Source organism: Streptosporangium sp. NPDC049248 (assembly GCF_040678965.1).
GTDB classification, from domain to species: domain Bacteria; phylum Actinomycetota; class Actinomycetes; order Streptosporangiales; family Streptosporangiaceae; genus Streptosporangium; species Streptosporangium fukuiense.
This window is the reverse complement of sequence record NZ_JBFAQY010000004.1, coordinates 505,706-528,853: the sequence shown is the minus strand read 5'-3', so window position 1 is coordinate 528,853 and position 23,148 is coordinate 505,706. Positions and strand designations below refer to the sequence as shown.

Here is a 23,148-nt window from a genome sequence, read left to right as displayed (position 1 = left end):
CTGCCAAAATCGAGGGGGTCGCGTAGGCTGAGCATGTGATGCTGCGTACAACGGCGTCGCGCGTGCTCGACGACAACGATCGAGACGAGGTCCTGGCGCTTCTCGACATCGACCCCGTCGGTAACGTTTTCGTCGCCTCCAGGGTCCGTTCGGTCGGGCTCAATCCGGCCAGACTCGGTGGCCAGATGTGGGGGTTCGGGCCGCGCGGTGGCCTGACCTCCCTCTGTTACGCCGGGGCGAACCTGGTTCCGGTCAACGCCGGTACCGACGCCGTCTACGCCTTCGCCGAACGCGCGCGCAGGCAGGGCCGCCGCTGTTCCTCGATCGTCGGCCCGGCCGACGCGGTCGAGGTGCTCTGGGAGCGGCTGGAGCCGCACTGGGGAGCCGCCCGGGCGATCCGCTGGGCGCAGCCGCTCATGGTGGCCACCGAGCCGTCGCCGCTCCCGGCCGACCCGCTGGTGCGGCGGGTCCGGCCCGACGAGTTCGACATCCTGCTGCCGGCCTGCGTGGCGATGTTCACCGAGGAGGTGGGTGTCTCCCCTGAGCTGGGGGACGGCGGAGCCCTCTACCGGTCCCGGGTCGCCGAGCTGATCAGGATCGGCAGGTCGTACGCCCGCATCGAGGGGGGCAGGGTCGTCTTCAAGGCCGAGATCGGCGCGGTGACGCCGCATGCCTGCCAGATCCAGGGCGTCTGGGTCCACCCCGACCTGCGTGGCCGCGGCCACGCGGTGTCCGGGATGGCCGCGGTGGTCAAGCACGCGCTCGACTACTTCGCGCCGGTGGTCTCGCTGTACGTCAACGACTACAACGCCCCGGCCAGGGCCGCCTACCGCAGGGCCGGTTTCGTCGAGGTCGGCACCTTCATGTCCGTACTCTTCTGACCGGCGTCCCGCCGCCCAGGTATCTCCCACCACCTCGCCGGGCCCTTCCGGCGGCCCAGGCGTGCGGCCGGCGGCTCCGGCGCCCGCCCCGACACCCAGGAGTGACGATCCCCATGTCCGTGCCCGCGATGTCCGTGCCCACACCGACGGTGCGACGCGCCGTCCCGCAGGACGCGAACCGGCTGTACGAGCTGAGCCTGCGGGCGATCTCGGAATCCGCCGCCGCCCACTACACCGCCGAACAGCTGGCGGCCTGGTCTCGGCGGCGCAACCTCGACGGTCATGCCCGGATGATCGACCAGACGGAGACCTTCGTGGCCCTGGTGGCAGGACAGGTGGCCGGTTTCGCCAACGTCGCTCTGCGGCCGGTGGGACAGCTCCATCGCGGCGAGGTCGACCAGCTGTTCGTCGGCCCCGGCCACGGTGGCCGGGGCGTCGCCCGGCTGCTGCTCACGGCCGTCGAGAACGCGGCCCGGGCCGACGAGGTCGAAGAACTCCGCACGCACGCCTCCTGGCGCGCGGTGCCGGTCTTCGAGCGGCTCGGCTATCGGCGGGTCGAGGTCGAGACAGTGCACCTGGAGGACCAGACGCTCAGCCGCGTCCGCATGCACAAGTCGCTTTCCGGTCTCGGGTCAGGGGCTGCGGACTAGGCGGCTCATCAGGTGTTCCAGCTCCGCCTCCGGGTCGGCGGTGAGACCGGCGTGGACCGGGCCCGTCTGCACGATCGTGCTGCGCGGGGCGGTCAGCCAGCGGAACCGGCCGCCCAGCGGCTCCGCGGTCAGCGGTCCCTCGCCGCCGCAGGAGCGCCGGTAGACGTCGAGCGCGTGCCGTACGCCGTCGAGGTCCACCCGGGGGTCGAGGGCGCGCAGGCGTGTCTCGTCCAGCTCCACGCGGGCGCACAGATAGCCGCGCGGCTGGCAGTAGAGCAGCACGCCGGCGTTGATCAGCTCGCCGCGCTCCACCCGGGGGATGACCCGGATGATCGCGTACTCGTAGACGTCCTTCACCGGTTGTCCTTCCAGAACGCGCCCACCGAGCCGGGCCTTCCCTGCTGGGCCGCCGGGTCCCGGCCGGAGCCGGACGAGGGGGCCGGCAGCCAGGTGCGCGGGCCCTGGGCGCGGGTCAGCAGGTGCTCGACGTACGCCTGTCGCACGGCCTGCGCCCCGTCGAACCCCGGCTCGTCCTCCAGCCACTCGTCGGGAACCTCGTCCACCACCCCGTCGAGCAGGTCCCGGGTGATCTTCTCGCTGAACTCGGCGTCGGCCTCGGGCATCCGGGTGGCGAAGGGGGCCATCACGTGGTCGCGCGCGTCGAAGCCGCGCAGCGGGTCGGCCGAGGGCCAGTTGTGGTGGAACCAGAGCGCGGCGCCGTGGTCGATCAGCCAGGTGTCGCCGTGCCACAGGAGCAGGTTCGGGTTGCGCCAGCTCCGGTCGACGTTGTGGATCAGCGCGTCGAACCAGAGCAGGCGGGAGGCGAAACCGGGATCCGGAGGCCAGGCCAGCGGCTCGAAGCCGAGCGCGCCCGGCAGGAAGTCGACGGCCAGGTTGTTGCCCTCGCTGGCCTTGAGCAGGTCCTGGATCTCCTCGTCCGGCTCGCGGGCGCCAAGCTGTGGATCGACGTCGATCACCTTCAGCTCGGGCGTGCGGAAGCCGAGACGCCGGGCCAGCCCGGCGGACACGATCTCCGCCACCAGGACCCGGCGGCCCTGGCCGGCGCCGCGGAACTTCACGACGTACGTGCCGAGGTCGTCCGCCTCCATGACCCCGGGGAGCGAGCCGCCCTCCCGCAGGGGCGTCACATAACGGGTGGCTTTGATCTTTTCGAGCACCCGGCCAGGCTATCGGCTCGGGCCGCCGGGCGACCGGTCACCCGGCACGCGGGCCCGGCCGACGCACGCCGTGCCGGTTCGGTGCGGTGATCACCACCGCGTTCCACCGCGGCCTGATCCGGGGCCCGGCCGGGCCTGTCGGGCGCGGCGTCACATCTTCGAGATGACCTCCTCGGCGAAGCGCTCCATGGTGGCGACCTTGAGCTCGACGCCATCGCCGTACCTGGCCTTCTCCTCGGGGGTGGCCAGCCACCAGGGCGCGGCCATCGTTCCGGTCACCCCCTTGTCGGCGAAGCGGCGGTAGGTGGCGGCGTCGGGCATGACCGCGAGTGGTGCGATGATCTGCAGGGCGTCTTCCGCCCTGCCGTACTCCTTGAGGTAGCGCCGCAGGTCGGCGAGGACCGGGTCGAGCCGCTCCTCGGTGTAGATCCGGTTGCCCATCCAGCCGTCGCCCGTCCTGGCCGCGCGGCGCAGCGCAGCCTCGCTGTCGCCGCCGACGAAGAACGGCACGGGCGCGGAGGGTACCGGGGAGATCGAGAGCGGGCCGTAGTCGTAGTGGGCGCCGTGGTGGGTGACGGTGCCGCCGGCCCAGAGTTCGCGCAGGGCCGGGATCATCTCGTCCAGCCTGCGTCCCCGGGTGTGGAAGTCCTGGCCTGTCTGGACGAACTCCTCCTTGCACCAGCCGACGCCGACGCCGAAGGTCACCCGGTTCCCGGACAGGACCGCGGCCGTGGAGACCTGCTTGGCGACGGTGAACAGATCACGGGCCGGGGCGATGTAGACGTTGGGCGCGAAACGCAGGGTGGTGGTGACGGCGGCCATCGCGCCGATCGTCACCCACGCGTCCGGCCAGTGCGTGTCGGCGTTCCAGCGGGGGGCGCCGGTGCTGGAATAGGGGTAGGGCGACTCGAAGTCGGCGTAGAAGATGTGGTCCGACAGGGTGAGCGTGTGAATGCCGCACCGCTCCGCCGCCCCGGCCAGTTCGAGGAACTGGCCGGTCTCGACGAACGACGCGCCAAGCCAGAACTGCACGGATCCTCCCAGGCTCCGAAATGCTGAAATTTCGATAGATGTCCCGGGGTGGCCGGGTGTCGTCCCTGTCCTTCCTCCCCGGGGACGTCCGAGGGGAGGGGACCTCCGGAGGGCCGATTCAGCGAAAGGTCAGTCGGAGAACTCGGGGATGACCTTGGTGGCGAACAGTTCCAGGTTGCGCTTGACGGTGTCGAGGGGCAGGACGCCCTGCTGACCCTGCATGAACAGGCCGAACCACTCCAGGTCCGGCATCCGGTCGAGCATCCGCTGGATGCCGCGCTTGACGTCGTCGGGGCCGCCGAGCAGGGCCATCTCGACCTCGTTCATGCGTTTGAAGTCGCCCTTCTCGGGGCTGATCGGCTGGTGCCTGTCGTCCTCCTTCTTGCGCAGGACCTCCAGGTAGCCGAACGGCCCGAAGAAGGCGGCGAAGTCCTTCTGCATGCTCTTGCCGTAGGTGGCGATGGCCTCCTCCTTGGTGTCGGCCATCCCGACGATCTTGAGGATGCCGGTGTGCTCACCCAGCTTGTAGTCACGGCCGCACTTGGCCGCCTCCTCCTGGTAGAGCCTGGCCTTGGCGGCGTGGTCGTCGGGGTTCGGGGTGAACATCCACGGCAGGATGTCCTCCTGTGCGGCCCTGATCACCGAGCGGTCGGAGATGGTGAACGGCTGCCACAGTTCCGGGTAGGGGTTCTGGTACGGCCGGGGGCAGACCGAGACCGCCTGGATCTTCCCGTTCTCGTCGAGTTCCCCGGGGGCGCCGAACGTCCTCGTCCACTCCTGCGCCGCCCAGCCCTCGATCCCGTCGAAGGGCGAGGGGATCTCGTAGTCGAGCACGTCGGACTTGTAGCGGAGCGTCTCCTGGGTCCAGGCCATCTTCATGATGTTCAGCACCTCGCCGAACACGTCGAAGTTGCGGTTGTCGGAGTTCGACCCGTCGGACCTGGCGGCCGAGGCGTGCCAGCGCTGTCCCAGCACGTTCATCCAGCGGTTCTGGTAACCGCGGGCCACGCCGAGCCGCAGCCGCCCCTTGCTGAACTGGTCGAGCAGGGCCACGTCCTCGGCCGCCCTGATCGGGTCCCAGGCGGGCAGTACCAGGCCGAGCGGGGCGAGCAGGATGCGCTCGGTCCTGGCGGCCAGGTCGGTGAGGAACATCAGCGGGTTGACCGAGAACTCGAAACCCTCGGAGTGGAAGTGGTGCTCGGTCATCATCAGCGCGTCGAAGCCGATCCGGTCGGCGTGGACGGCGATCTCGCGCACCTCGTCCAGCAGCTTCTGGTACGACTCGGTGTCGCGCCCGATCGGCCTTCTGGCCTTCGCGTTCTCCTCCTGGCTGTAGCCCGAGCCGGGGATCTGCGGGTTGAGCATCAACGAGAACTTCACGGCAGGCTCCTTAGCCAGTTGGTGACGACGATGAGGAACTCGCCCGGACGCTCCTCGTGCAGCCGGTGACCGCTGCCCTCCCAGACGACCGCCTTGGAGTGCGGGTCCTTGAACAGCCCGGCCTCCCACGCCGCCTGGGCGGGGTCGAACCAGAAGGTGAGCACCGGGCAGGCCCGGCGCGCGAGGTAGTCGTCGGAGTTGGGACGCAGGCCGAGCGCGTCCGGGCCGCCGAACATCGCCTCGAAGGCCTGCAGGAGTACGTGCGGAGGCGTGGCGAGGATCCGGCGCCGATGCCACTCGCGCAGCCACTCGGGCGTGGCGGCGGTCCAGGTCCACTCGTCGTTGCGCAGCGAGACCCCCACGACGTCCTCGCGCATCTGCTCGATCAGGGTGGGGAGGTATTCGCGCACCGCGCCCGTGAAGCCGTAGCCGGGGTCGACCGTGACCAGCGCCCTGACCAGCGAGGGATACTCCACGGCGAGGTGGGAGACGATCTGGCCGCCCATCGAGTGGCCCACGGCGACGCACGACTCCACCCCCAGGGCGGCGCAGAGCCGGGCGAGGTCGTCGGCCATCCGCCGGGGGGTGTTGCCGCTCTCGGGGGCGGAGGAGTAGCCGTGCCCGCGCACGTCCACCGCGATCACCCGGTGGTGCCTGGCGAGGGTGGGGATGTGGTGGACCCACTCGTGGGAGTCGGCGCCCAGGCCGTGGACGAGCAGCAGCGTCGTGTCGCCGGAGCCGTCGTCCGTGTGGAACAGCCGGACGTCGCCCAGATCCGTGAACGCCATCAGCGTCCTCCCGTGAGGATTGCCGTGTCCGCCGGCCGCGGTGCTCAGCCGTGCTCGGTGAACGCCTCGTCTTTGGTGACGTGAGCAAGCTACCCTAGGGATGATAAACGAGCAATCGCTTGGTTAACCAAGCGGGTCCGCTTGGCTGGGACGTCCCCCCGGCGACCTGGGCGGACGGCTGGAAGATGGGAAAGAATGCCCGTCGAAGGTCCGGGCGTGAAGACGGAGGCGCTGATGCGGCTGGGTGTCACGATGTTCGCCACCGACCGGTCCATGCCGGTCGCGGAACTGGCCGGGGCGGCCGAGGCGCGCGGGTTCGCCTCCCTCTACCTGCCGGAGCACACGCACATCCCGGTCTCCCGCCGTACGCCCCCGGCGGCGGGGCAGGCGGTGCTCCCCGAGGAGTACCGGCGCACGCTCGACCCGCTCGTCGCGCTCTCCCACGCCGCCGCCGTGACGAGCGAGATCGCCCTCGGCACCGGCATCATGCTCGTCGCCCAGCGCGAACCCCTGGTCACCGCCAAGGCCGTCGCCACCCTCGACCACCTCTCCGGCGGCCGGGTGGTGCTCGGCATCGGGTTCGGCTGGAACGTCGAGGAGGTCGAGGATCACCTCGGCCCGCAGGGCTTCCGTTCCCGCCGCGACGTGGCCCGCGAGCACATGCTGGCGATGAAGGCCCTGTGGAGCCGGGAGGAGGCCGGTTTCGACGGCCGCCACGTCGGCTTCGAGCCCTCCTGGTCCTGGCCCAAGCCGGTCTCCGGTCCCCCCGTCTACGTGGGCGGGGCCGCGGGCCCCAAGCTCTTCGCCCATGTCGCCGAGTACGCCGACGGCTGGATGCCGATCGGCGGCCGGGGCGTCAGGGCGGCCCTCCCCGCCCTGCGCGAAGCCTGCGACAAGGCGGAACGCGAGATGGTCAAGGTCATCCCCTTCGGCACGCTTCCCAACGCGGAGAAACTCGACTACTACTCCGAACTGGGCATCGAGGAGGTCGTACTCAGCCTCCCCAGCGCCGAGGCCGACCAGATCCTCCCCGTCCTCGACGAGTACGCGGCCTTCCTGCGCTGACCGGCCGCGGCCCGGGTGTTCCCGGTGGGCCCGAGGTCGTGTGCCTCCAAGCCGACTCCGGGGCAATGTCGCGCCGGGGCCCGGTCCCGCGGGCCGTACCGGATGACCGGCCCGGCATCGGCTCTGTGCTGGGCATCGGCGATTCGAGGGGTCTGTTGGTACTTGCCCTGACCTGAGCATCACATGAATATCACGGTGAGGAGGAGAAGACCTGTCTGCCCGTTGACTGTCGGCGATGCTTCTTCTTGAGTGAGAAGGGTGGCGGCGAGGGGAGGCTCGCGTGCCGTATGCGCAGCCGCTCAGAACGGGGGATCCGGCGGCGCTCGGTGAGTACGAGATCATCGGGCGGCTCGGAGAGGGAGGCCAGGGAGTGGTCTATGTCGGGGTGCGCCCCGACACCGGATCAGAGCCCTACGCGGTCAAGCTTCTGCACGGCTCGGTGGGGGATAACCCTGAGATCTTCCTGCGCGAGGTCGAGCTGGCGAAGCAGGTGGCCCGGTTCTGCACGGCCCAGGTGATCGACGCCGGGCTGGAGGGCGACCGGCCCTACATCGTCAGCGAGTACGTCGACGGCCCGTCGCTCCACCGTGAGGTCGCGGTCAGCGGGCCCCGCGAGGGAGGCAGGCTGGAGCGTCTGGCCATCGGCACGGCCACCGCGCTCGCGGCCATCCACCGGGCCGGGATCGTGCACCGCGACTTCAAGCCGCAGAACGTGCTGCTCGGTCCGGACGGGCCGAGGGTCATCGACTTCGGGCTGGCCAGGGCGCTGGACGCGGCGGCCACCCAGAGCGGGCGCGGTGCGGGCACTCCGGCCTACATGGCGCCCGAGCAGGTGGAGGGCGCCGAGATCAACCCGGCGGCCGACGTCTTCGCCTGGGGCGCCACGATATGTTTCGCGGCCAACGCCCAGGCGCCCTTCGGCCAGGACTCGATCGCGGCGGTGCTGAACCGGATCCTCACCGCCGCCCCGCAACTGGGGCGCCTCGACGGGCTGCTCGGCGCGCTGGTGGTCGACTGCCTGGACAAGAACCCCGGTAACCGTCCCAGCAGCCGTGAGTTGCTGCTCGCGCTGCTCGGCGACGGCGGGCGCGGGTCGGTGTTCGACTCCCGGACCCCTCCGGTGCCCGGCGGTCTCGCCCTGCGGGTCGGCTCCGGCGGGCCTGACGTCTCGGACCCGTCCGGAGTGTCCGGCCCCGCCGGCTCCTTCGGGGGGTCGGGCCTCGCGGGAAGGTCGCGCGCGTCCGGGGCCGCCTGGCGGGCGATGTCCGGTGGGCGCGGGCACCTCACCGAAGGCGAGGACTTCGACGAGCCTCGCACTCACCCGGGGCGGGCGGCCACCAGGGCGTCGATGGCGGTCTCCGGGGCGCTGCTGGTGAGCGCCGCGGTGCTGGCGGGGGTGCTGGTCCCGGCACTGAGCGGAGTCACCCCGAAAGGCACGGCGGCACCGCCGGCGGTTCGGGTGGTGGAGGCCGGTCCCCAGGCCGAGACGCCGCAGGCGAGCAGGACGAGCCCGCCGGTCAGGCCCCTCCCGGCGAACCCGGCCAAGCCTCCGCGCGCGGAGGGTGTCAGATCCTCCCCGCTGCCGCCGTCCGAGGTCACCACGGTCGTGCCGGCTCTCGTCGGGCTGGACCGTTCCGGGGCGGCGCGTCTGATCGAACAGGCCGGGCTGGTCGCCGGGACCGTCCGAGCGGTCAGCTCCGACCGGCCGGTCGGAGAGGTGCTCGCGAGCAACCCGGTGGCGGGGACCACGCTACCGAGGAAGGGCAAGGTCAACCTGGAGGTCTCCGCGGGGATCCAGGTGCCCACGCTGGTCGGCCTCGCCAGGAGCGCCGCCCAGGCGGCGCTCGCCCAGGCCGGGCTGGCCGCTGGAGGGGTGAGTACGCGCTGCTCGGACCAGCCGGCCGGACGGGTGCTGGCGAGCACCCCCGGTGCGGGCAAGCACGTCTCGCCGGGCAGCGCGGTGGCGCTCGTCGTCTCCAGGCACGGCGCTCCGGTGCCGTCGATCACCGGCCAGAGCGCGGCCGACGCCTCGAACACGCTCGGCGGGGCGGGTTTCGCGGTACGGACCCGGGCGCGGCTGGTCACCGACGACGCCCAGGACGGTGTGGTACTGGCGCAGAGCGTGGCGCCGGGCACCTGCGCCCGGCCGGGTGCGACGGTCGTGATCACGGTCGGGGTGGCGAGCCAGAGCGGGCCTGGCCCGGATCCGGGCCCGGGGCCTGGGCCGAGCCACGGCCCGGGCGAGACCACCGCGCCTCCCGACCCGCCCGACTCGCCGGATCCCGTACCCGGGGAGGCGGCTCCCTCGGGATGACGGCGGGCCGGGGCGACGGGCGCCCCCGGGGCGGCGAGGCAGTGGTCAGATGGTGGCCAGGATGGTGGTCAGCAGGATCTTCCTGACATCCTCCTGGGGAAGGTCGATCGTCTTGACCACCCCGTACTGCAGCGACCCCAGCAGGGCCCAGGCCCAGACCCGGCGGTCGGGATCGGGGTCGGGTCCGGCCAGCCGGTGGTAGATCTCGTCACGGAAGGCACGGATGATCTCGCCGGGGGAGCCGGGTGGCGCGTCGTCGGCGCCGCCGAGGTCCTCCATGATCAGCCGGATGATCGCCCGGTACCTGACCACGAAGGTCACCAGGGCCTCGACGAAGGCGCGGTCGTCGTCGAAGTCGCTCTCGATCAGGACCATGATGTCCTCGGCGGCGGGGGCGAGCAGTTCGGCGGCCAGCCGGTCCTTGGGGTGGAAGTGGTAGGCGACGGCGGTCTTCGTCAGGCCGACGGCCGCGGCGATGTCGGCCAGCGAGGTCGCCGCATAGCCGCGCTCGGCGAACAGTCGGCGAGCGGCGTCGAGGATCCGGCCGCGCGTGTCGTGTCCATGCTCAAGTGTGGTCATCGTCTCAATCCCACGCTATTGGGGGCGTTTCCCAATTTGCGCGCCTACTCTCGTATCGTAGGTTCTGTACGGCCGTACAGTACGGCGTTTCAGGCACATTTCAGACTTTAATAGGGCGGTCACCGAATGTCTGGTTTGCTGGGGCGGCTGGGGAGTTGGTGCGCGCGGCATGGCAAGGCGGTGCTGGCGCTGTGGGTCGTCGCCGCGGCAGTGCTGATGGCGGGCTCGGTGCTGTTCCCCGGACCGGCCACCAACGACACCAGCCTCCCCGGCACCGACGCCCAGCGGGCGATGGACCTGCTGAAGGACGGTTTCGGCCCCGGTTACGAGATGGGCGGTTCGGTCCAGCTCGTCCTCTACTCTCCCGACGGCTCCCTGCTCGCCGAGCCGAGGAAGAGCGCGGTGGAACGTGCCGCGGCGCAGATCCGCAAGGTCCCGCACGTGGTGGAGGTGACCCCTCCCTCCCGGACGGGCGGGATCGCGCCCAGCCTGGAGATCGGTTTCATCGCGGTCAAGCTTGAGGGGCACGACACCACCAAGACGGCCGAGACCGCCAAGCTCCTCGTCGAGGCGGCCGAGCCCGCGCGGGCGGCGGGCCTGGAGGTCGTGCCCGCCGGCTCGTCGAGCCCGGCGAACAAGGAGATCAAGACCGGGACGAGCGAGATCATCGGAGTGGTCTGCGCGCTGCTGGTCCTGCTGTTCGCGTTCGGCACCCTGGTCGCCGCGATGATTCCGATCTTCGTCGCACTGGTCAGCATCGCGACCGGGCTCGGCACGATCGGCCTGCTCGGCCATCTGGTGGACGTGCCCAAGCAGGCGCCGATCCTGGCGACGATGATCGGCCTCGGCGTCGGTATCGACTACGCGCTCTTCCTGCTGAGCAGGCACCGCAAGCTGCTGGCGGACGGCGTCCCGACCCAGGAGGCGATCCGCCGGGTGGTCGCCGGCTCCGGCGGTGCGGTGGTGTTCGCCGGCGGCACGGTGATCATCGCGCTCAGCGCGCTCCTGCTCGCCGACTTCCCCATGCTGCAGACGCTCGGCTGGATCACCGGCATCTCGGTGGTCTGCGCGGTGCTCACCGCCGTCACGCTGGTCCCCGCGCTGCTCGGGATGCTCGGGCACCGGGTCAACGCGTTCCGCCTGCCGTTCATGGGGCGCCGGGGCAGCCACGGCTCCTCCGGCTGGGGCTCGCTGGGCAACTGGGTGGCCAGGCGTCCCTGGAGCGTGCTCGCGCTCAGCCTCGTGCTCCTGGGAGCGCTCGCCGCCCCCGCCCTGGGACTCAAGCTGGGCACGCTCGACAACGGCTACGGCGACCGCGGCACCGACGCGCGGCGCTCCTACGAACTGCTGCAGGCCGGTTTCGGGCCCGGCATGAACGGCCCGCTCGTCGTGGTGGCGGATCTGGAGACCCCGGTCGTCGACGACAAGCCCGTCCCGGCCGTATTGCAGAACCTGAAGGACAGCGTCGCGGACGTCGAAGGGATGGCCCACGTCGGTGACCCGGTTCTCAACGAGCGCGGCACGGCGGCCCTGGTCCAGGCGATCCCCGACTACGCCCCCAGCGACCCCCGGGCGCTGGAGGTGGTCAAGGCGGTCCGCGCGATCGAGCTCGACGGAGCGAAGGTGCACGTGGGCGGTGAGGTCGCGGGCATGGCCGACGCCAATTCCAAGATCGCCGCACGCACCCCGCTGGTCGTCGGCGTCGTGGTCCTGCTGAGCGCACTGCTGCTGCTCCTGGCGTTCCGTTCGCCGGTCGTCGCGATCAAGGCCGCGGTGATGAACCTGATCTCGCTCGGGGCCGCGTTCGGCGCGCTCTCGCTGGTCTTCTCCCTGGGCCTGGGCAGCGGACTGGTCGGCATGGACCCGCCGGTCAATGTGGACGCCTCCTATCTGAGCACGCTCTTCTTCACGGTGCCGATCGACAGCTACATCCCGCTGATGCTGTTCGCGATCCTGTTCGGCCTGTCGATGGACTACGAGGTCTTCCTGCTCACCGCCGTGCGGCAGGCGTACCTGAGGCACGGCGACAACCGCAGGGCGGTGGCCGAGGGGCTGGGGTCGACCGGCCGGGTGATCACTTCCGCCGCTCTGATCATGGTCTCGGTCTTCGTCGCGTTCGTCGCCTACCCCGACCCGATGGTAAAGATCTTCGGTGTCGGCCTGGCGGTGGCCATCGCGGTGGACGCCACGGTCATCAGGGGCCTGCTGGTCCCGGCGACCATGGTCCTGCTCGGCAGGTTCAACTGGTGGTGCCCCGCCTGGCTGGACCGTCTGCTGCCGAACCTCTCCATCGAGGGTCAGGAGGAGGACGAGGAGGACGAGGAGCCGAGCAGGGAACTCGTCGGCGCCGGTCGCGGCTGAGCCGCGGCGGCGGCCGGGGGGATCGTGCACGAGGGCGGCGCGGTCAGTCGAAGACGATGACGCTGCGGGCCACCGCCCCCTCGCGGACGTGCCGGATCGCCTCGTTGATCTCCTCCAGCGGGAGGCGCTCGCTGACCAGGCGGTCGAGGTCGAGACGGCCGCGCAGGTACTGCTCGGCGAGCATGGGCAGGTCCCTGATCGGGGCGGCGTCGCCGCCCTGGGTGCCCATCAGGCGTCTGGAGGCGAACAGCAGGCTCGGCTCGACGCTGAGCGGTTCGCCCTGCGGCGGGCTGCCGACCATCACCGTCGTGCCACCGGGCTGGGTGGAGGCGAGGGCGGCGCCGAGCACGCCGGCCACGCCGGTCACGTCGAAGGCGTAGTCCACGCCGCCCCTGACGATCTCGCCCACCTGCTTGGGCAGGTCGGTGACGAGGATCGTGTGGGTGGCGCCGAACTCCTCGGCCAGCTTCAGCTTCTGTTCGGCCACGTCCGCGGCGACGACGGTGGTGGCCCCGGCCAGCACGGCGCCCTGGACGACGTTCAGCCCGACCCCGCCGCAGCCGACCACCAGCACGCTGGAGCCGGGGGTGACCCGCGCGACGTTCAGCACCGCGCCGACGCCGGTGATCACCCCGCAGGCCAGCAGGCACATGGTGTCGAACGGCGCGTCCTCTGCGATCCTCACGCACATCGCCTCGTTGACCACGGCGTACTCGGCGAACGAGCCGATGCCGATCATCGTCCTGGCGCCGTCGCCGTCCACGGTGATCCGGGTGCCGCCGTCGCGCATCGTGCCCATGATGGCCGCCATCCTGGCGGGGCCGCCGCACAGGTGGAACCGGCCGGCGCCGCAGTTGCGGCAGCGCCCGCAGGCGCCGTTCATCGCGATGATCACATGGTCACCGGGTCTGACGCCGGTCACCCCGGCTCCGGTGCTCTCCACGATCCCGGCGCTCTCGTGGCCGAGTACGAAGGGGAGTCGTCGCACCACCGGGCTCTTGCCGTCCAGCGCCTTGATGTCGGACCCGCAGACGCCGGACGCCTTGATCCGTACCCGTACCTCGCCGGGTCCCGGATCGGCGATCTCGACATCACGTACCTCCAGCGCCGTGCCGAACCCGGTGAGTACGGCCGCACGCATCAACATGTCCGCTCCCGTCGAGCCGAGGGCCCCGTGCGCTCCGCGCGTTGGCCCGGAGCGGCATTATAAGCAAGCAATTGCTTGGTTATCTACCGTGCCGGGACGCCGCCGCCCGCCTCTTCCCGTCTTCCGGGGGGTGTGTGGCCCGTGTGGAGGGTGTGGTGATCTTCCATTGACACCCCCGGATGCCAAATCTACGCTGACGAAACCAAGCGAGCGCTAGGCCAAATTGTGTCGGGCGCGCGCCGCACGGCACGGCACGGCAGGGAGCGACCTATGAGACGGCAGGCAGTGCGACTCATCGGCCTGGTGGCCGCGGCGGCGCTCGCCGCAGGCGGCTGCGCGGCCGAGCAGAAGGCCGCGGGGGGCGGTGGCTCCGAGGGAGCGGCGGGAGTGACCGCCACGACGGTCAAGGTGGGCGGAGTGCTCACCAAGACCAGCGCGAGCGGCTACTCCACCAAGGACGCGGAGATCGGGGCCAGGGCCAGGTTCCAGCGCGCGAACGAGGCCGGTGGCGTGCACGGACGCACCATCGAGTTCATCGGGGCCGAGGACGACAACCAGGACGCGGCCAAGGGCGACGCGGCGGCCAAGAAGCTGGTTCAGAAGGACAGGGTGTTCGCACTGGTCCCCGTGCACGCGCCCAACTTCGGCGGCGCGACCTTCCTGGAGCAGCAGGGCGTGCCGTGGTTCGGCTGGGCCACCGGGCCGCAGTGGTGCGGCACGAAGACGGGCTTCGGCTACAACGGCTGCCTGGCGCCGCAGCCGGGCGCGGGCTCGCAGACCTGGTGGGGCAACCAGATGGCCGAGCTCATCGGCGGCTCGGCGGGCAAGAGCGTCTACGTCCAGACGAGTGACTCCAGCGGCAGCAAGTACGGGGGCAAGACCATCTCGCAGTCCTTCGAGGCCGCCGGCTTCGAGCTGGTCGGCCTCAACTCGGGTCTGCCCGCCGCGGCCCCGCCGCCCGACTGGCTCCCGTACGTCAACAAGATCATGACCTCCGACGACGGCGGGCCGCCGGACCTGGTGGTCTCGATCATCGCCGGCACCAAGTTCAACGTCGGCCTGTACGGCGCGCTGAAGAAGGCGGGCTACAAGGGGCTGATCTCCGACGCGACCAGCTACGACGCCGCGATCCTGGCGGACCCGGCGATCGCCCAGGCGCTCGAAGGCGTGATCGCGGCCCCCATGTTCGAGCCCTTCGAGTCGCAGGCCCCGGAGATCGCGCAGCTCAGGGCGGACGTGGAGAAGGCCGCACCGGGGACCCGGCTCACCCAGCATCTGGCCATCGGCTACTGGGCGGCCGACATCTTCCTCAAGATCCTGGAGCAGACCGGTAAGGAGCTGACCAGGGAGAGATTCCTGGCCGCGGCCAACGGCTCCTTCGACTACGAGAATCCCGGCTTCGGCCGGATCCGCTACCCCAAGGACCACACCGAGCCCAACGGCTGCGGCGCCCTGGTCAAGCTGGAGGGGGGCGCCTTCAAGGTGGCCAAGAACATGAAGTGCTTCGACAACGTCCCGCTGAGATAGCGGGCGCGGGCTTGCCGCTCACGCGTCTGGCGGGCCACGTGAGCGGCGAGCCGGGGGCACCCCCCGCCATCCGGCCGTCGTCCTCTTCGGGGAGCGGCCCCGGCCCGCGCGAAGGCCGGCCTCACCGGTCCCGCAGGCGAACGGGTCACACCCGTGAGCAGTCAGCAACCAGGCGCGAAATTCCGGGGTGAAGGCCCTTATGTCCGAGCTTGTTGGTTACATTCTCAGCGGCCTCGTCACCGGAGCCGTCTTCGCGGTCATGGCCTCGGGGCTGACCCTGTCCTACGCGGCGACGGGCGTGTTCAACTTCGCTCACGGGGCCATCGGGTTCCTGGCCGCGCTGCTGTACTTCGAACTCAACGTGGGTCTCGGGCTGCCCGCCTGGGCGGCCGGGACGGTCGCGGTGGCGCTCTTCGCGCCGCTGCTCGGCTACCTGCTGCACAGGGTCATGTTCCGGGGCCTCGCCCAGGCGGGGGAGACGGCGCAGATCGTCGGGACCATCGGCCTGACGATCGCGCTCCCGGCGCTCGGGCTGCTGGTCGTCGACCTGGTCGCCGAGCCGCTCGGGCTGCCACGTGCCGACGCGACCTCGCTGCCGCGCGGCCTGGGCCCCTACCCGGCGGTCACCTACGCCTTCGGCGGCGTCCATCTCGATTCCGACCAGCTCATCACCTTCGCCTTCGCGGTACTGGCCGCCGCGGGGCTGTGGGTCTTCATGCGGCACACGCCGTACGGCCTGAGGATGCGCGCCTCGGTGGACTGTCGCGGGCTGGCCACCCTGCGCGGGATAGACGTCGACGCCTCCTCGGCCATGGCCTGGACGCTCAGCTCGACACTCGCCGGGCTCGCCGGGGTGCTGGCGGTCTCGACCCTGGGCCTGGACTCCACCGCGTTCACCGTGATGCTGTTCGTCTCGGCGACGGCCGCGGTGTTCGGCCGGCTCAGGTCGATCCCGTGGACGTTCGCGGCCGGGCTCGGGCTCGGCGTGGTGCAGAACCTGGTCGCGGGGTACGCGGACTTCGCCGAGGACGTCACCGGACTGCGCACGGCGGTACCGGTGATCCTGCTGTTCGTCGGGCTGATCCTGCTCAACCGGTCCAGGGACCGCATCGCGGGGTCCGCCGCCGAGGACGCCCCGCCCCCCGACCACCTGGCCGACCTGCCGCCGTGGCGGCGGCGCCTGCCGTGGGCGCTCGGCCTGGTCGCGTTGCTGGCCTGGACCCTCACCCGCCCGGCCGACGACTTCTACGTGAGCGTGGTGGCCCAGGGGCTCGTCCTCGCGCTGATCTTCTGCTCGTTCGTGGTCGTCACCGGCATCGGCGGCATGGTCAACCTCGCGCAGGCGTCCTTCGCCTCGATGGCCGCGCTCACCTGCGGCTGGGCGTTCTCCTCCGGTCTGCCCCTGCCGGTGGCGATCCTGCTGGGGGTACTCGGTGCGACGGCGGTCGGCGTGCTCGTCGCGTTGCCCGCCCTCCGGCTGGGCGGCCGGATCCTCACCCTGGCCACGCTCGCCCTCGCCCTCCTCGCCGACCAGGTGCTCTTCCAGATCGACGAGTTCAGCAACGGCACGATCGGCTGGCCGCTGCCCGCCATCGGACTGGGGCTCGCCGACACCACCGACCCTCGGGTACGGGTCCTGCTGCTGCTGGCCCTGATCGGGCTGGTCGGGCTCCTGGTTCGGAACCTGGAGCGGTCGGCCTCGGGCCGGGCGGTCCTGGCCGTCCGCTCCGCGCCCGCCGCCGCGACCACCTCCGGCATCTCGGCGCCCCGCACCAAGATCATGCTCTTTGCCCTGGCCTCCGGGATCGCGGGGCTGGGCGGAGTGCTGTTCGCGATCTCCAAGGGGTCGGTGACGGCCACCGACCTGCCGGCCTTCTCGGGTTTCGTCTGGCTGGCCGTGGTGGTCCTGCAGGGCGTCCGCAGGATCGGCGGCGCGGTGCTCGGCGGGCTGATCGCCGCGATCTTCCCCGAGCTGCTGGCCGGGTGGCACGTCTCCGCGCACGTCGGGGCGATCCTCTTCGGGGCCGGCGGGATGATCCTGGCCAGGCATCCGGACGGGGTGCTCGCCCAGCTGGGCGAGGCCCGCCACCGCCGCCGCACCCGCGGCGACCGCGCCGCGGCCCTCCGGCGCGAGACACCCGCCCGCGAGGGGGGCGCTCCGGCGGTGAAGGCGACGAACGGGACCGGCCGCCTCACGGTCACCGCGCCGCCGCGGACACCGGCCGTCGAGGACGCGCTGTTCCGGCTGGAGGGCGTGGTCGCCGGGTACGGGGACGTCACGGTGCTGCGCGGGGTGGACCTCGCGGTACGGCCGGGAGAGGTGGTGGCGCTGCTCGGCGCGAACGGCGCGGGCAAGTCCACCACCTGCGCGGTCGCCGCGGGGGATCTCCGGGTGACGGCGGGGCGGGTGGTCCTGGACGGGACCGACGTGACCTCCTGGCCCGCCCACCGCCGCGCGCGGGAAGGCGTGCTGCTCGCACCCGAGGGGCGCGGTGTCTTCCCCGGGCTGACCGTGGACGAGAACCTGCGGACCTGGCTCGCCGATCCCGGTCCCGTCTACGAGCGGCTGCCGCAACTCGCCAGGCGCCGGGGGCTTGCCGCCGGGGCACTCTCCGGTGGCGAACAGCAACTGCTCACCCTGGCTCCCGCCCTGGTCAGGCCGCCTCGGGTACTGATCGCCGACGAACCCTCGCTCGGCCTGGCGCCGCTCGTCGTCGAGCAGCTCTTCGAGGTCTTCGCCGAGCTGCGCGAGCGCGGCGTCGCGCTGCTCCTGGTGGAGGAGAAGGCCACCTCGGTGCTCGAACTCGCCGACACCGTCGCGTTCATGCGCCTGGGCAGGGTCACCTGGACCGGCCCCCGGGCCGAGGTGGACGACGCCAGGCTCACCGCCGCCTATCTGGGGGTGTCGTGACATGGGAGACGGAGTGGTGATGAGCGCGGCGTTGCGGGTCGAGGCCGTATCGGTCTCCTTCGGGGGCGTCCACGCGCTCACCGACGTCTCCTTCGAGGTGCCGGCGGGCCAGGTCTGCGGGGTGATCGGGCCCAACGGGGCGGGTAAGACCACGCTGTTCGACGTGATCTCCGGACTGCGCCGGCCGACCTCGGGCTCCGTCTCGGTGACGGGCCGCGAGAGCACGGGGACTTCGGCGGTGCGGCGGGCGCGTGCCGGGCTGCGCCGCACCTTCCAGCGGACCCAGGTGTTCGGCCGGCTGACCGTGGCGGACAACGTGCTGGCCGCGATGGAGTGGAGAGGCGGGGGAGGCGGGCTCCCTGCCGACCTGGTCGGCTGGCGGGGGCGCCGGAGGCTGGAGCGGGCACGAGGGGAGCGGGTGGACGAGGTACTGGAGCTCTGCGGGCTGAACGGGCTGCGCGACGCCTACGCGGCGGCACTGCCCGCCGGGGCGCGACGCCTGGTCGAGCTGGCCCGCGCCCTCGCGGACGCGCCGTCCCTGCTGCTGCTCGACGAGCCCACGTCCGGTCTCGACGCCGACCAGACCGCTCGCATCGAGGAGGTCATCGGGGCGTTGGAGACGACGATCCTGCTGGTGGAACATGACATGGGATTCGTGATGGGCACCTGCGACCGTCTCGTCGTCCTCGATCTCGGCCACGTCATCGCCTCGGGCGCCCCCGCCGAGATCCGCGAGGATCCCGTGGTCCGTGCCGCCTACCTCGGCTGACAGTGAGGATGCGGATGAACGTCCGGCCGACCGCGGCGCCTTCGACGGGATCCGCCGGCCTCGGCCGGGAGGTGTTCGTCCGCACTCGTCGGGCGCGGCGCGGGTGGGATTCCGGGGTGATCGGGGGCCGCGCGCCGCATCCGGATTCGGCACTCGCCGTTGTGGGCATATACTCACCCATACCTTGATCGCTTACCGGCGCGGGGCCGTCCCGCCCTTTTGCGCGCCGGGAGGGTTCCAGCACGTCGTCGGACGCTCCCGGCGATCTACCAGTGGCTTCCAAGTACTCCCCAAGTGGTCCCCGTCATGCTCTCGCCTCGGGAAGCAAGTTTTGGGGAGAGTACGAAGATGTGGGGAAGAATCAGCGCCGTCGCGGGCCTGGTGCTGGCGAGCACACTGGCACTGCCGGGTACAGCGGTGGCCAAACCCAAAGAGGTCGACGTCCCCGTCGGGACGTGGCTGGCCGCCAGGACGCACCCGTCCGTCCAGCTGACCTCGGTGTCCTACACGGCGGACGTGGCCGTGCCGACGCCCGAGGCGAACCTGGAGGCGATCAGGACCCTGACCCAGCAGGGGATCAACGCCGTGCAGAGCGGCAAGATCTCCTCCGACGAGAACAGCATCTACCGCTGGGTCGTGCAGCAGATGGCCAAGGACCCGGGTCGCTACTTCTCGCCCGGCGGGCAGGAGCGGGTCGTCGAGGCGACGGCGGGCGGGCTGTGCACCGGCTGGTGGGTCACGCCGGACGGCTACATGGTGACCGCGGCGCACTGCGTCGGCCAGGAGGACACCGAGCTGGCCCAGACCTTCGCGGCCCAGGCGCTGACGAAGATCAATGAGAAGGACGCCGCGGACCTGGTCGCCAGCCTCGGCGACATCGCCTCCGACGAGGAGATCCTCCGGACCGCGACGAAGATCTTCCAGGTCTGGAACGCGGACAACATCAAGATCCGCAATGTCCAGAGCTCGCTTTCGCTGCTGCAGAGCCTGCCGGGCGGCGGTGTCGACAAGACCACCAAGACGGTGCCGATCGAGCTGGTCGCCAAGGGCACGGTCTACCCGGGCAAGGACGTCGCGATCCTCAAGGCCAACGGGCAGAACAACCTGCCGACCGTGCCGCTGGGCGAGGACTCGGACGTGCGCGTCGGCGACACCCTCTACATCAGCGGGTTCCCCGGCACCGTGACGCAGACCTCGATCTTCAACCTTGAGTCCAAGCTCGACCCGGCGTTCACCGAGGGCCCCTACAACGCCAGCCGCCAGACCCCCGAGGGGGTGCCGTACATCCAGACCCAGGCGCCCTCCTATCCGGGCAACTCCGGCGGTCCGGTGTTCAGCAAGGACGGCAAGGTCATCGGCATCCTGGTCGGCGGCCTGATCCAGCAGGACGGCGGTTCCACCGAGGGTGAGAGCTTCGTGCTGCCGGTCAGCATCGTCAAGGAGAAGCTGAACGAGAAGAACATCAAGCCGGCCGAGTCGACGACCACGAAGGCCTACAACGAGGCGCTCGACCTGTTCTTCCAGAACAGATATTCCGACGCGCTGCCCAAGTTCCGCGAGGTGCAGGCACTGCAGCCGAACCACCCGTACGTCGCCAAGTACATCAGCGACTCCCAGCAGGCCATCACCGCGGGCAAGGACGAGAGCGGCACCCCGATCCTGCCGTGGCTGCTCTGGGGCGGCGGCGGCCTGGTCGCCGCGTTCGTGATCGGCACGATCGTCGCGGTCGCCAGGGGCAAGCGCCGTAGCGGGGGACCGGCCGCCTTCCCGCCCGCTCCGTACGGGGGGCAGCCCGGCTACCCGGCGCAGTTGCAGGGCGGCCAGCCACCGTACGGCCAGCCGCAGTACGGCCAGCAGGGGCAGCCGTACGGTGCGCCGCAGCAGTACCAGCAGCGGCCGCCCTACCCGCTCCCGGCGGGGCAGGGGGAGACCCGGGCGGTCCGCCCGCAGTCGCCGTACGGCCAGCCGCAGCCCCAGCAGGGGGCTCAGGGACCCGGGGCGAACACCCGGATCGCAGGTCTGGAGGCGGAGCTGGAGCAGCTGCGCCGGAACATGGGGCAGCGCCCGCCCGAGCAGCGCTGAGTACGTCCGCCCGGGTGGAGCCGCATCCCTGGGGAGCGCCGGCGGCGCTCGCCCGGGCGGAATCGGGGTCACCTGCCCGAACGCGCCGGACGGTCGTCCGGCCAACGGCGTCCGGACAACGGCGTCCAGGCGGCGGCGTTCGGACGGGTGACGCCGGGCGATCACCCGAATGCCGCCCTTCGGGCGAGGGGCGGCGTTCGGGTGCCGAGGCCCGGAGCGGACCACCGCTCCGGGCCTTTCGCGGTACGGCCCGCTGTACGCCTACCCAAGCGTGCGCTAGGTTGGTGTAGTGGATCTGGACTTCACTCCCGCGGAGCGGGAATTCCGGGCCGAGGTGCGGGACTGGCTGGCCAGGCATGTCCCGGCCGCCCCGCTGCCCTCGATGGACACGAGGGAGGGCTTCGAGGCGCATCGCGAGTGGGAGCGCCTGCTCGCGGCCGACAGGCTGTCGGTGGTCTCCTGGCCCGTCGAGTACGGCGGGCGGGGGGCGAGCCTGGTCGAGTGGCTGATCTTCGAGGAGGAGTACTGGGCGGCGGGCGCCCCCGGCAGGGTCGGCCAGAACGGCATCTTCCTGCTGGCCCCCACGATCTTCTCGTACGGCACGGCGGAGCAGCGGGAGCGTTTCCTGCCCGCGATGGCCAGGGCCGACGAGGTCTGGGCGCAGGCCTGGTCCGAGCCCGAGGCGGGCAGTGACCTGGCCGCCCTGCGGTCCCGCGCGGAGCGGGTGGAGGGCGGCTGGCGGCTGTACGGGCAGAAGACCTGGAGCTCCCGGGCCTGCTACGCGGGCTGGGGCTTCGGCCTGTTCCGGACCGATCCCGCCTCGGCCAGGCACCGGGGCCTGACCTACTTCATGTTCCCGCTGGCCGATGTCACCGTACGGCCCATCGCCCAGCTCGACGGCGAGCACGGGTTCGCCGAACTGTTCTTCGACGGCGTCGAGGTCCCCGACGACCTGGTGCTCGGTGCCCCCGGCGAGGGCTGGCGGATCGCGATGGCGACCACCTCCTCGGAGCGGGGCCTCACCCTGCGCAGCCCCGGCCGGTTCACGGCCACGGCCGACCGGCTGGTCCGGCTGGCCCGCTCGGGTGGCGTCGATCCCGCCCTGGCCGATCAGGTCGCCCGCGCCTGGCTGGACGCCGAGGCCTACCGCCTGCACACCTTCGGCACCGCCCGCCGTCTGGCGGCCGGGGAGGAGATCGGCTCCGCCTCCAGCATGGGCAAGGTCTTCTGGTCCGAACTGGACGTGCGCATGCACACCCTCGCCCTGCGGCTACTCGGCGAGCGCGGCCTTCTGGACGGCGCTGCCCCCGAGGCCGAGGACGGCGGGCGCTGGCTGGACGGCTTCCTGTTCTCCCTGGCCGGACCGATCTACGCGGGCACCAACGAGATCCAGCGCAACATCATCGCCGAACGCGTCCTGGGGCTTCCACGATGAACTTCGCCTTCACCGATGACCAGCTCGCACTGGCCGCCACGGTCAGGGAGGTACTCGCCGCGCACTGCCCGGCTCGGGCCGCGCGGACGGAGCGGACCCCCGCCTGGTCACGACTCGCCGAGATCGGACTGTTCGGGCTGCTGGTCCCCGAGGAACACGACGGCCTCGGGCTGGGACTCCTCGACGCGGTGCTCGCCTTCGAGGAGACGGGCAGGGTCGCGCTCCCCGGCCCGGTGGCCGAGACGGCGGTGGCGGCCCCCGTGCTGCTGGCCGGCGACCCGGTGCTGGGCAAGCTCGCCGCGGGCTCGCTGCGGGTGAGCGTGCGCATCGGTGACCAGGTCTACTCTCCCGACGCGGACCTGGCGGACCTGCTGGTCGTCGAGCGCGACGGTGTCCCGTACGCGGTGACGCCGGGGCGGGCGCGGCTCACGCCCCAGCCGGGGGTCGATCGGAGCAGAAGGCTGTTCGCGGTGGACTTCGACGCGGAATCCGGTGTGGGGTCCGACGGTGTGACCCGGCTCACGGCCCCGGTGGCCCCCGCGGTCCGCGCGGTCACCGTGGCGGTCGCCGCCCAGCTGGTCGGGGCGGCCAGGCATCTGCTGGAGACGAGCGTCGGCCACGCGCTGACCCGCAGGCAGTTCGGTGTCCGGATCGGGTCCTTCCAGGCGGTCAAGCACCTGCTCGCCGACGTGGCGGTGGCCGTCGAGTTCGCCGCGCCGCTGGTCTACGCCGCGGCCTTCGCGGTGGACAGGGAGCTGCCGACCGCCGGCCGGGACGTCGCCGCGGCCAAGGCCGCCGCGGGAGAGGCCGCCGAGCTGGCCGCCAGGACCGCGCTTCAGGTGCACGGCGCGATCGGCTACACCGAGGAGCTCGACCTGCACCTGTGGCTCGCCCGGGTGTGGTCCCTCTCCGCCGCCTACGGCGGCATCGCTCTGCACCGCTCCCGGCTGAGAGCCGAGATCCTCGGTTCCGCCGGACCGGTGAGGTGGCCGTGAGCAGGGAAGTCCCGGCCGGTCACGGGCGGCGCCGGTCACCCGGGAGCGCGCCTC

At 71.5% G+C, this 23,148-nt stretch carries 18 protein-coding genes; 11 read left to right on the top strand and 7 right to left on the bottom strand.

Annotation, left to right across the window (positions count from 1 at the left end; all coding sequences use genetic code 11):
* Positions 1–38 precede the first annotated feature (38 nt).
* Positions 39–881: a GNAT family N-acetyltransferase gene (locus AB0K21_RS11605; protein WP_030904382.1), complete on the top strand. Its 843-nt coding sequence runs from the start codon at positions 39–41 to the stop codon at positions 879–881.
* Between the two features lie 113 nt (positions 882–994).
* The gene (locus AB0K21_RS11600; protein ID WP_364149382.1) at positions 995–1,531 is read left to right on the top strand and encodes a GNAT family N-acetyltransferase; all 537 of its coding nucleotides are present in this window, start codon (positions 995–997) and stop codon (positions 1,529–1,531) included.
* Here the strand turns inward: AB0K21_RS11600 and AB0K21_RS11595 are convergent.
* The 5 genes from AB0K21_RS11595 to AB0K21_RS11575 form a co-directional block, all read right to left on the bottom strand.
* Positions 1,514–1,888 (bottom strand): DUF3037 domain-containing protein, encoded by a 375-nt coding sequence (locus AB0K21_RS11595; protein ID WP_343966511.1) that lies wholly within the window; start codon positions 1,886–1,888, stop codon positions 1,514–1,516. The two genes, AB0K21_RS11600 and AB0K21_RS11595, sit on opposite strands and share 18 nt — an antisense overlap.
* Positions 1,885–2,709: a HipA family kinase gene (locus AB0K21_RS11590; protein WP_343966509.1), complete on the bottom strand. Its 825-nt coding sequence runs from the start codon at positions 2,707–2,709 to the stop codon at positions 1,885–1,887. Before AB0K21_RS11590 ends, AB0K21_RS11595 begins: the two co-directional genes overlap by 4 nt.
* Positions 2,710–2,859: 150 nt before the next feature.
* Positions 2,860–3,741: a TIGR03619 family F420-dependent LLM class oxidoreductase gene (locus AB0K21_RS11585; RefSeq protein WP_343966507.1), complete on the bottom strand. Its 882-nt coding sequence runs from the start codon at positions 3,739–3,741 to the stop codon at positions 2,860–2,862.
* Between the two features lie 129 nt (positions 3,742–3,870).
* Positions 3,871–5,121: an LLM class flavin-dependent oxidoreductase gene (locus tag AB0K21_RS11580; protein ID WP_343966505.1), complete on the bottom strand. Its 1,251-nt coding sequence runs from the start codon at positions 5,119–5,121 to the stop codon at positions 3,871–3,873.
* Positions 5,118–5,909: an alpha/beta hydrolase gene (locus AB0K21_RS11575; RefSeq protein WP_343966503.1), complete on the bottom strand. Its 792-nt coding sequence runs from the start codon at positions 5,907–5,909 to the stop codon at positions 5,118–5,120. The genes AB0K21_RS11580 and AB0K21_RS11575 overlap by 4 nt, the downstream gene beginning before the upstream one ends.
* 216 nt (positions 5,910–6,125) lie before the next feature.
* On the opposite strand from AB0K21_RS11575, the gene AB0K21_RS11570 reads away from it, so the two are divergent.
* Together AB0K21_RS11570 and AB0K21_RS11565 are read left to right on the top strand one after the other, a co-directional pair.
* Positions 6,126–6,974 (top strand): TIGR03619 family F420-dependent LLM class oxidoreductase, encoded by an 849-nt coding sequence (locus AB0K21_RS11570; RefSeq protein ID WP_343966500.1) that lies wholly within the window; start codon positions 6,126–6,128, stop codon positions 6,972–6,974.
* 280 nt (positions 6,975–7,254) lie between these two features.
* Positions 7,255–9,288, top strand: coding sequence for a PASTA domain-containing protein (locus AB0K21_RS11565; protein WP_343966498.1), 2,034 nt, complete (start codon positions 7,255–7,257; stop codon positions 9,286–9,288).
* 45 nt (positions 9,289–9,333) lie between these two features.
* Here AB0K21_RS11565 and AB0K21_RS11560 read toward each other — a convergent pair whose 3' ends face one another.
* Positions 9,334–9,867, bottom strand: a complete 534-nt coding sequence (locus AB0K21_RS11560; protein WP_343966496.1) for a TetR family transcriptional regulator — start codon at positions 9,865–9,867, stop codon at positions 9,334–9,336.
* A 126-nt stretch (positions 9,868–9,993) separates the two neighbouring features.
* On the opposite strand from AB0K21_RS11560, the gene AB0K21_RS11555 reads away from it, so the two are divergent.
* A complete protein-coding gene (locus AB0K21_RS11555) occupies positions 9,994–12,228 on the top strand; it encodes an MMPL family transporter (protein WP_343966494.1) in 2,235 nt (744 codons plus the stop codon).
* Positions 12,229–12,271: 43 nt separating this feature from the next.
* Here the strand turns inward: AB0K21_RS11555 and AB0K21_RS11550 are convergent, their stop codons facing one another.
* Positions 12,272–13,375 carry an alcohol dehydrogenase catalytic domain-containing protein gene (locus tag AB0K21_RS11550; RefSeq protein WP_343966492.1) on the bottom strand — a complete coding sequence of 368 codons (1,104 nt, stop codon included), beginning with the start codon at positions 13,373–13,375 and terminating at the stop codon, positions 12,272–12,274.
* A gap of 270 nt (positions 13,376–13,645) precedes the next feature.
* Here AB0K21_RS11550 and AB0K21_RS11545 point away from each other — a divergent pair, with 270 nt between their 5' ends.
* From AB0K21_RS11545 to AB0K21_RS11520, 6 genes are all read left to right on the top strand, one after another.
* On the top strand, positions 13,646–14,902 hold the full coding sequence (locus AB0K21_RS11545; RefSeq protein ID WP_343966489.1) for an ABC transporter substrate-binding protein: 1,257 nt from the start codon (positions 13,646–13,648) through the stop codon (positions 14,900–14,902).
* A gap of 199 nt (positions 14,903–15,101) precedes the next feature.
* Positions 15,102–17,813 carry an ATP-binding cassette domain-containing protein gene (locus AB0K21_RS11540; protein ID WP_364149376.1) on the top strand — a complete coding sequence of 904 codons (2,712 nt, stop codon included), beginning with the start codon at positions 15,102–15,104 and terminating at the stop codon, positions 17,811–17,813.
* Position 17,814: 1 nt separating this feature from the next.
* Positions 17,815–18,582: an ABC transporter ATP-binding protein gene (locus AB0K21_RS11535; RefSeq protein WP_343966484.1), complete on the top strand. Its 768-nt coding sequence runs from the start codon at positions 17,815–17,817 to the stop codon at positions 18,580–18,582.
* Positions 18,583–18,930: 348 nt separating this feature from the next.
* Complete coding sequence (locus AB0K21_RS11530; RefSeq protein ID WP_364149374.1) at positions 18,931–20,664, top strand: serine protease; 1,734 nt, start codon at positions 18,931–18,933, stop codon at positions 20,662–20,664.
* A gap of 289 nt (positions 20,665–20,953) precedes the next feature.
* Complete coding sequence (locus AB0K21_RS11525; protein WP_343966477.1) at positions 20,954–22,099, top strand: acyl-CoA dehydrogenase family protein; 1,146 nt, start codon at positions 20,954–20,956, stop codon at positions 22,097–22,099.
* Complete coding sequence (locus AB0K21_RS11520) at positions 22,096–23,094, top strand: acyl-CoA dehydrogenase family protein (RefSeq protein WP_343966474.1); 999 nt, start codon at positions 22,096–22,098, stop codon at positions 23,092–23,094. Before AB0K21_RS11525 ends, AB0K21_RS11520 begins: the two co-directional genes overlap by 4 nt.
* Positions 23,095–23,148 lie beyond the last annotated feature (54 nt).

What these genes read in the sequence shown, in the direction of transcription:
- AB0K21_RS11605 (WP_030904382.1), top strand. Translation starts at nt 39, where the DNA reads ATGCTGCGTACAACGGCGTCGCGCGTGCTCGACGACAACGATCGAGAC.
- AB0K21_RS11600 (WP_364149382.1), top strand. Translation starts at nt 995, where the DNA reads ATGTCCGTGCCCGCGATGTCCGTGCCCACACCGACGGTGCGACGCGCC.
- AB0K21_RS11575 (WP_343966503.1), bottom strand. Translation starts at nt 5,909, where the DNA reads ATGGCGTTCACGGATCTGGGCGACGTCCGGCTGTTCCACACGGACGAC.
- AB0K21_RS11560 (WP_343966496.1), bottom strand. Translation starts at nt 9,867, where the DNA reads ATGACCACACTTGAGCATGGACACGACACGCGCGGCCGGATCCTCGAC.
- AB0K21_RS11555 (WP_343966494.1), top strand. Translation starts at nt 9,994, where the DNA reads ATGTCTGGTTTGCTGGGGCGGCTGGGGAGTTGGTGCGCGCGGCATGGC.
- AB0K21_RS11550 (WP_343966492.1), bottom strand. Translation starts at nt 13,375, where the DNA reads ATGTTGATGCGTGCGGCCGTACTCACCGGGTTCGGCACGGCGCTGGAG.
- AB0K21_RS11545 (WP_343966489.1), top strand. Translation starts at nt 13,646, where the DNA reads ATGAGACGGCAGGCAGTGCGACTCATCGGCCTGGTGGCCGCGGCGGCG.
- AB0K21_RS11540 (WP_364149376.1), top strand. Translation starts at nt 15,102, where the DNA reads ATGTCCGAGCTTGTTGGTTACATTCTCAGCGGCCTCGTCACCGGAGCC.
- AB0K21_RS11535 (WP_343966484.1), top strand. Translation starts at nt 17,815, where the DNA reads ATGGGAGACGGAGTGGTGATGAGCGCGGCGTTGCGGGTCGAGGCCGTA.
- AB0K21_RS11530 (WP_364149374.1), top strand. Translation starts at nt 18,931, where the DNA reads ATGTGGGGAAGAATCAGCGCCGTCGCGGGCCTGGTGCTGGCGAGCACA.
- AB0K21_RS11520 (WP_343966474.1), top strand. Translation starts at nt 22,096, where the DNA reads ATGAACTTCGCCTTCACCGATGACCAGCTCGCACTGGCCGCCACGGTC.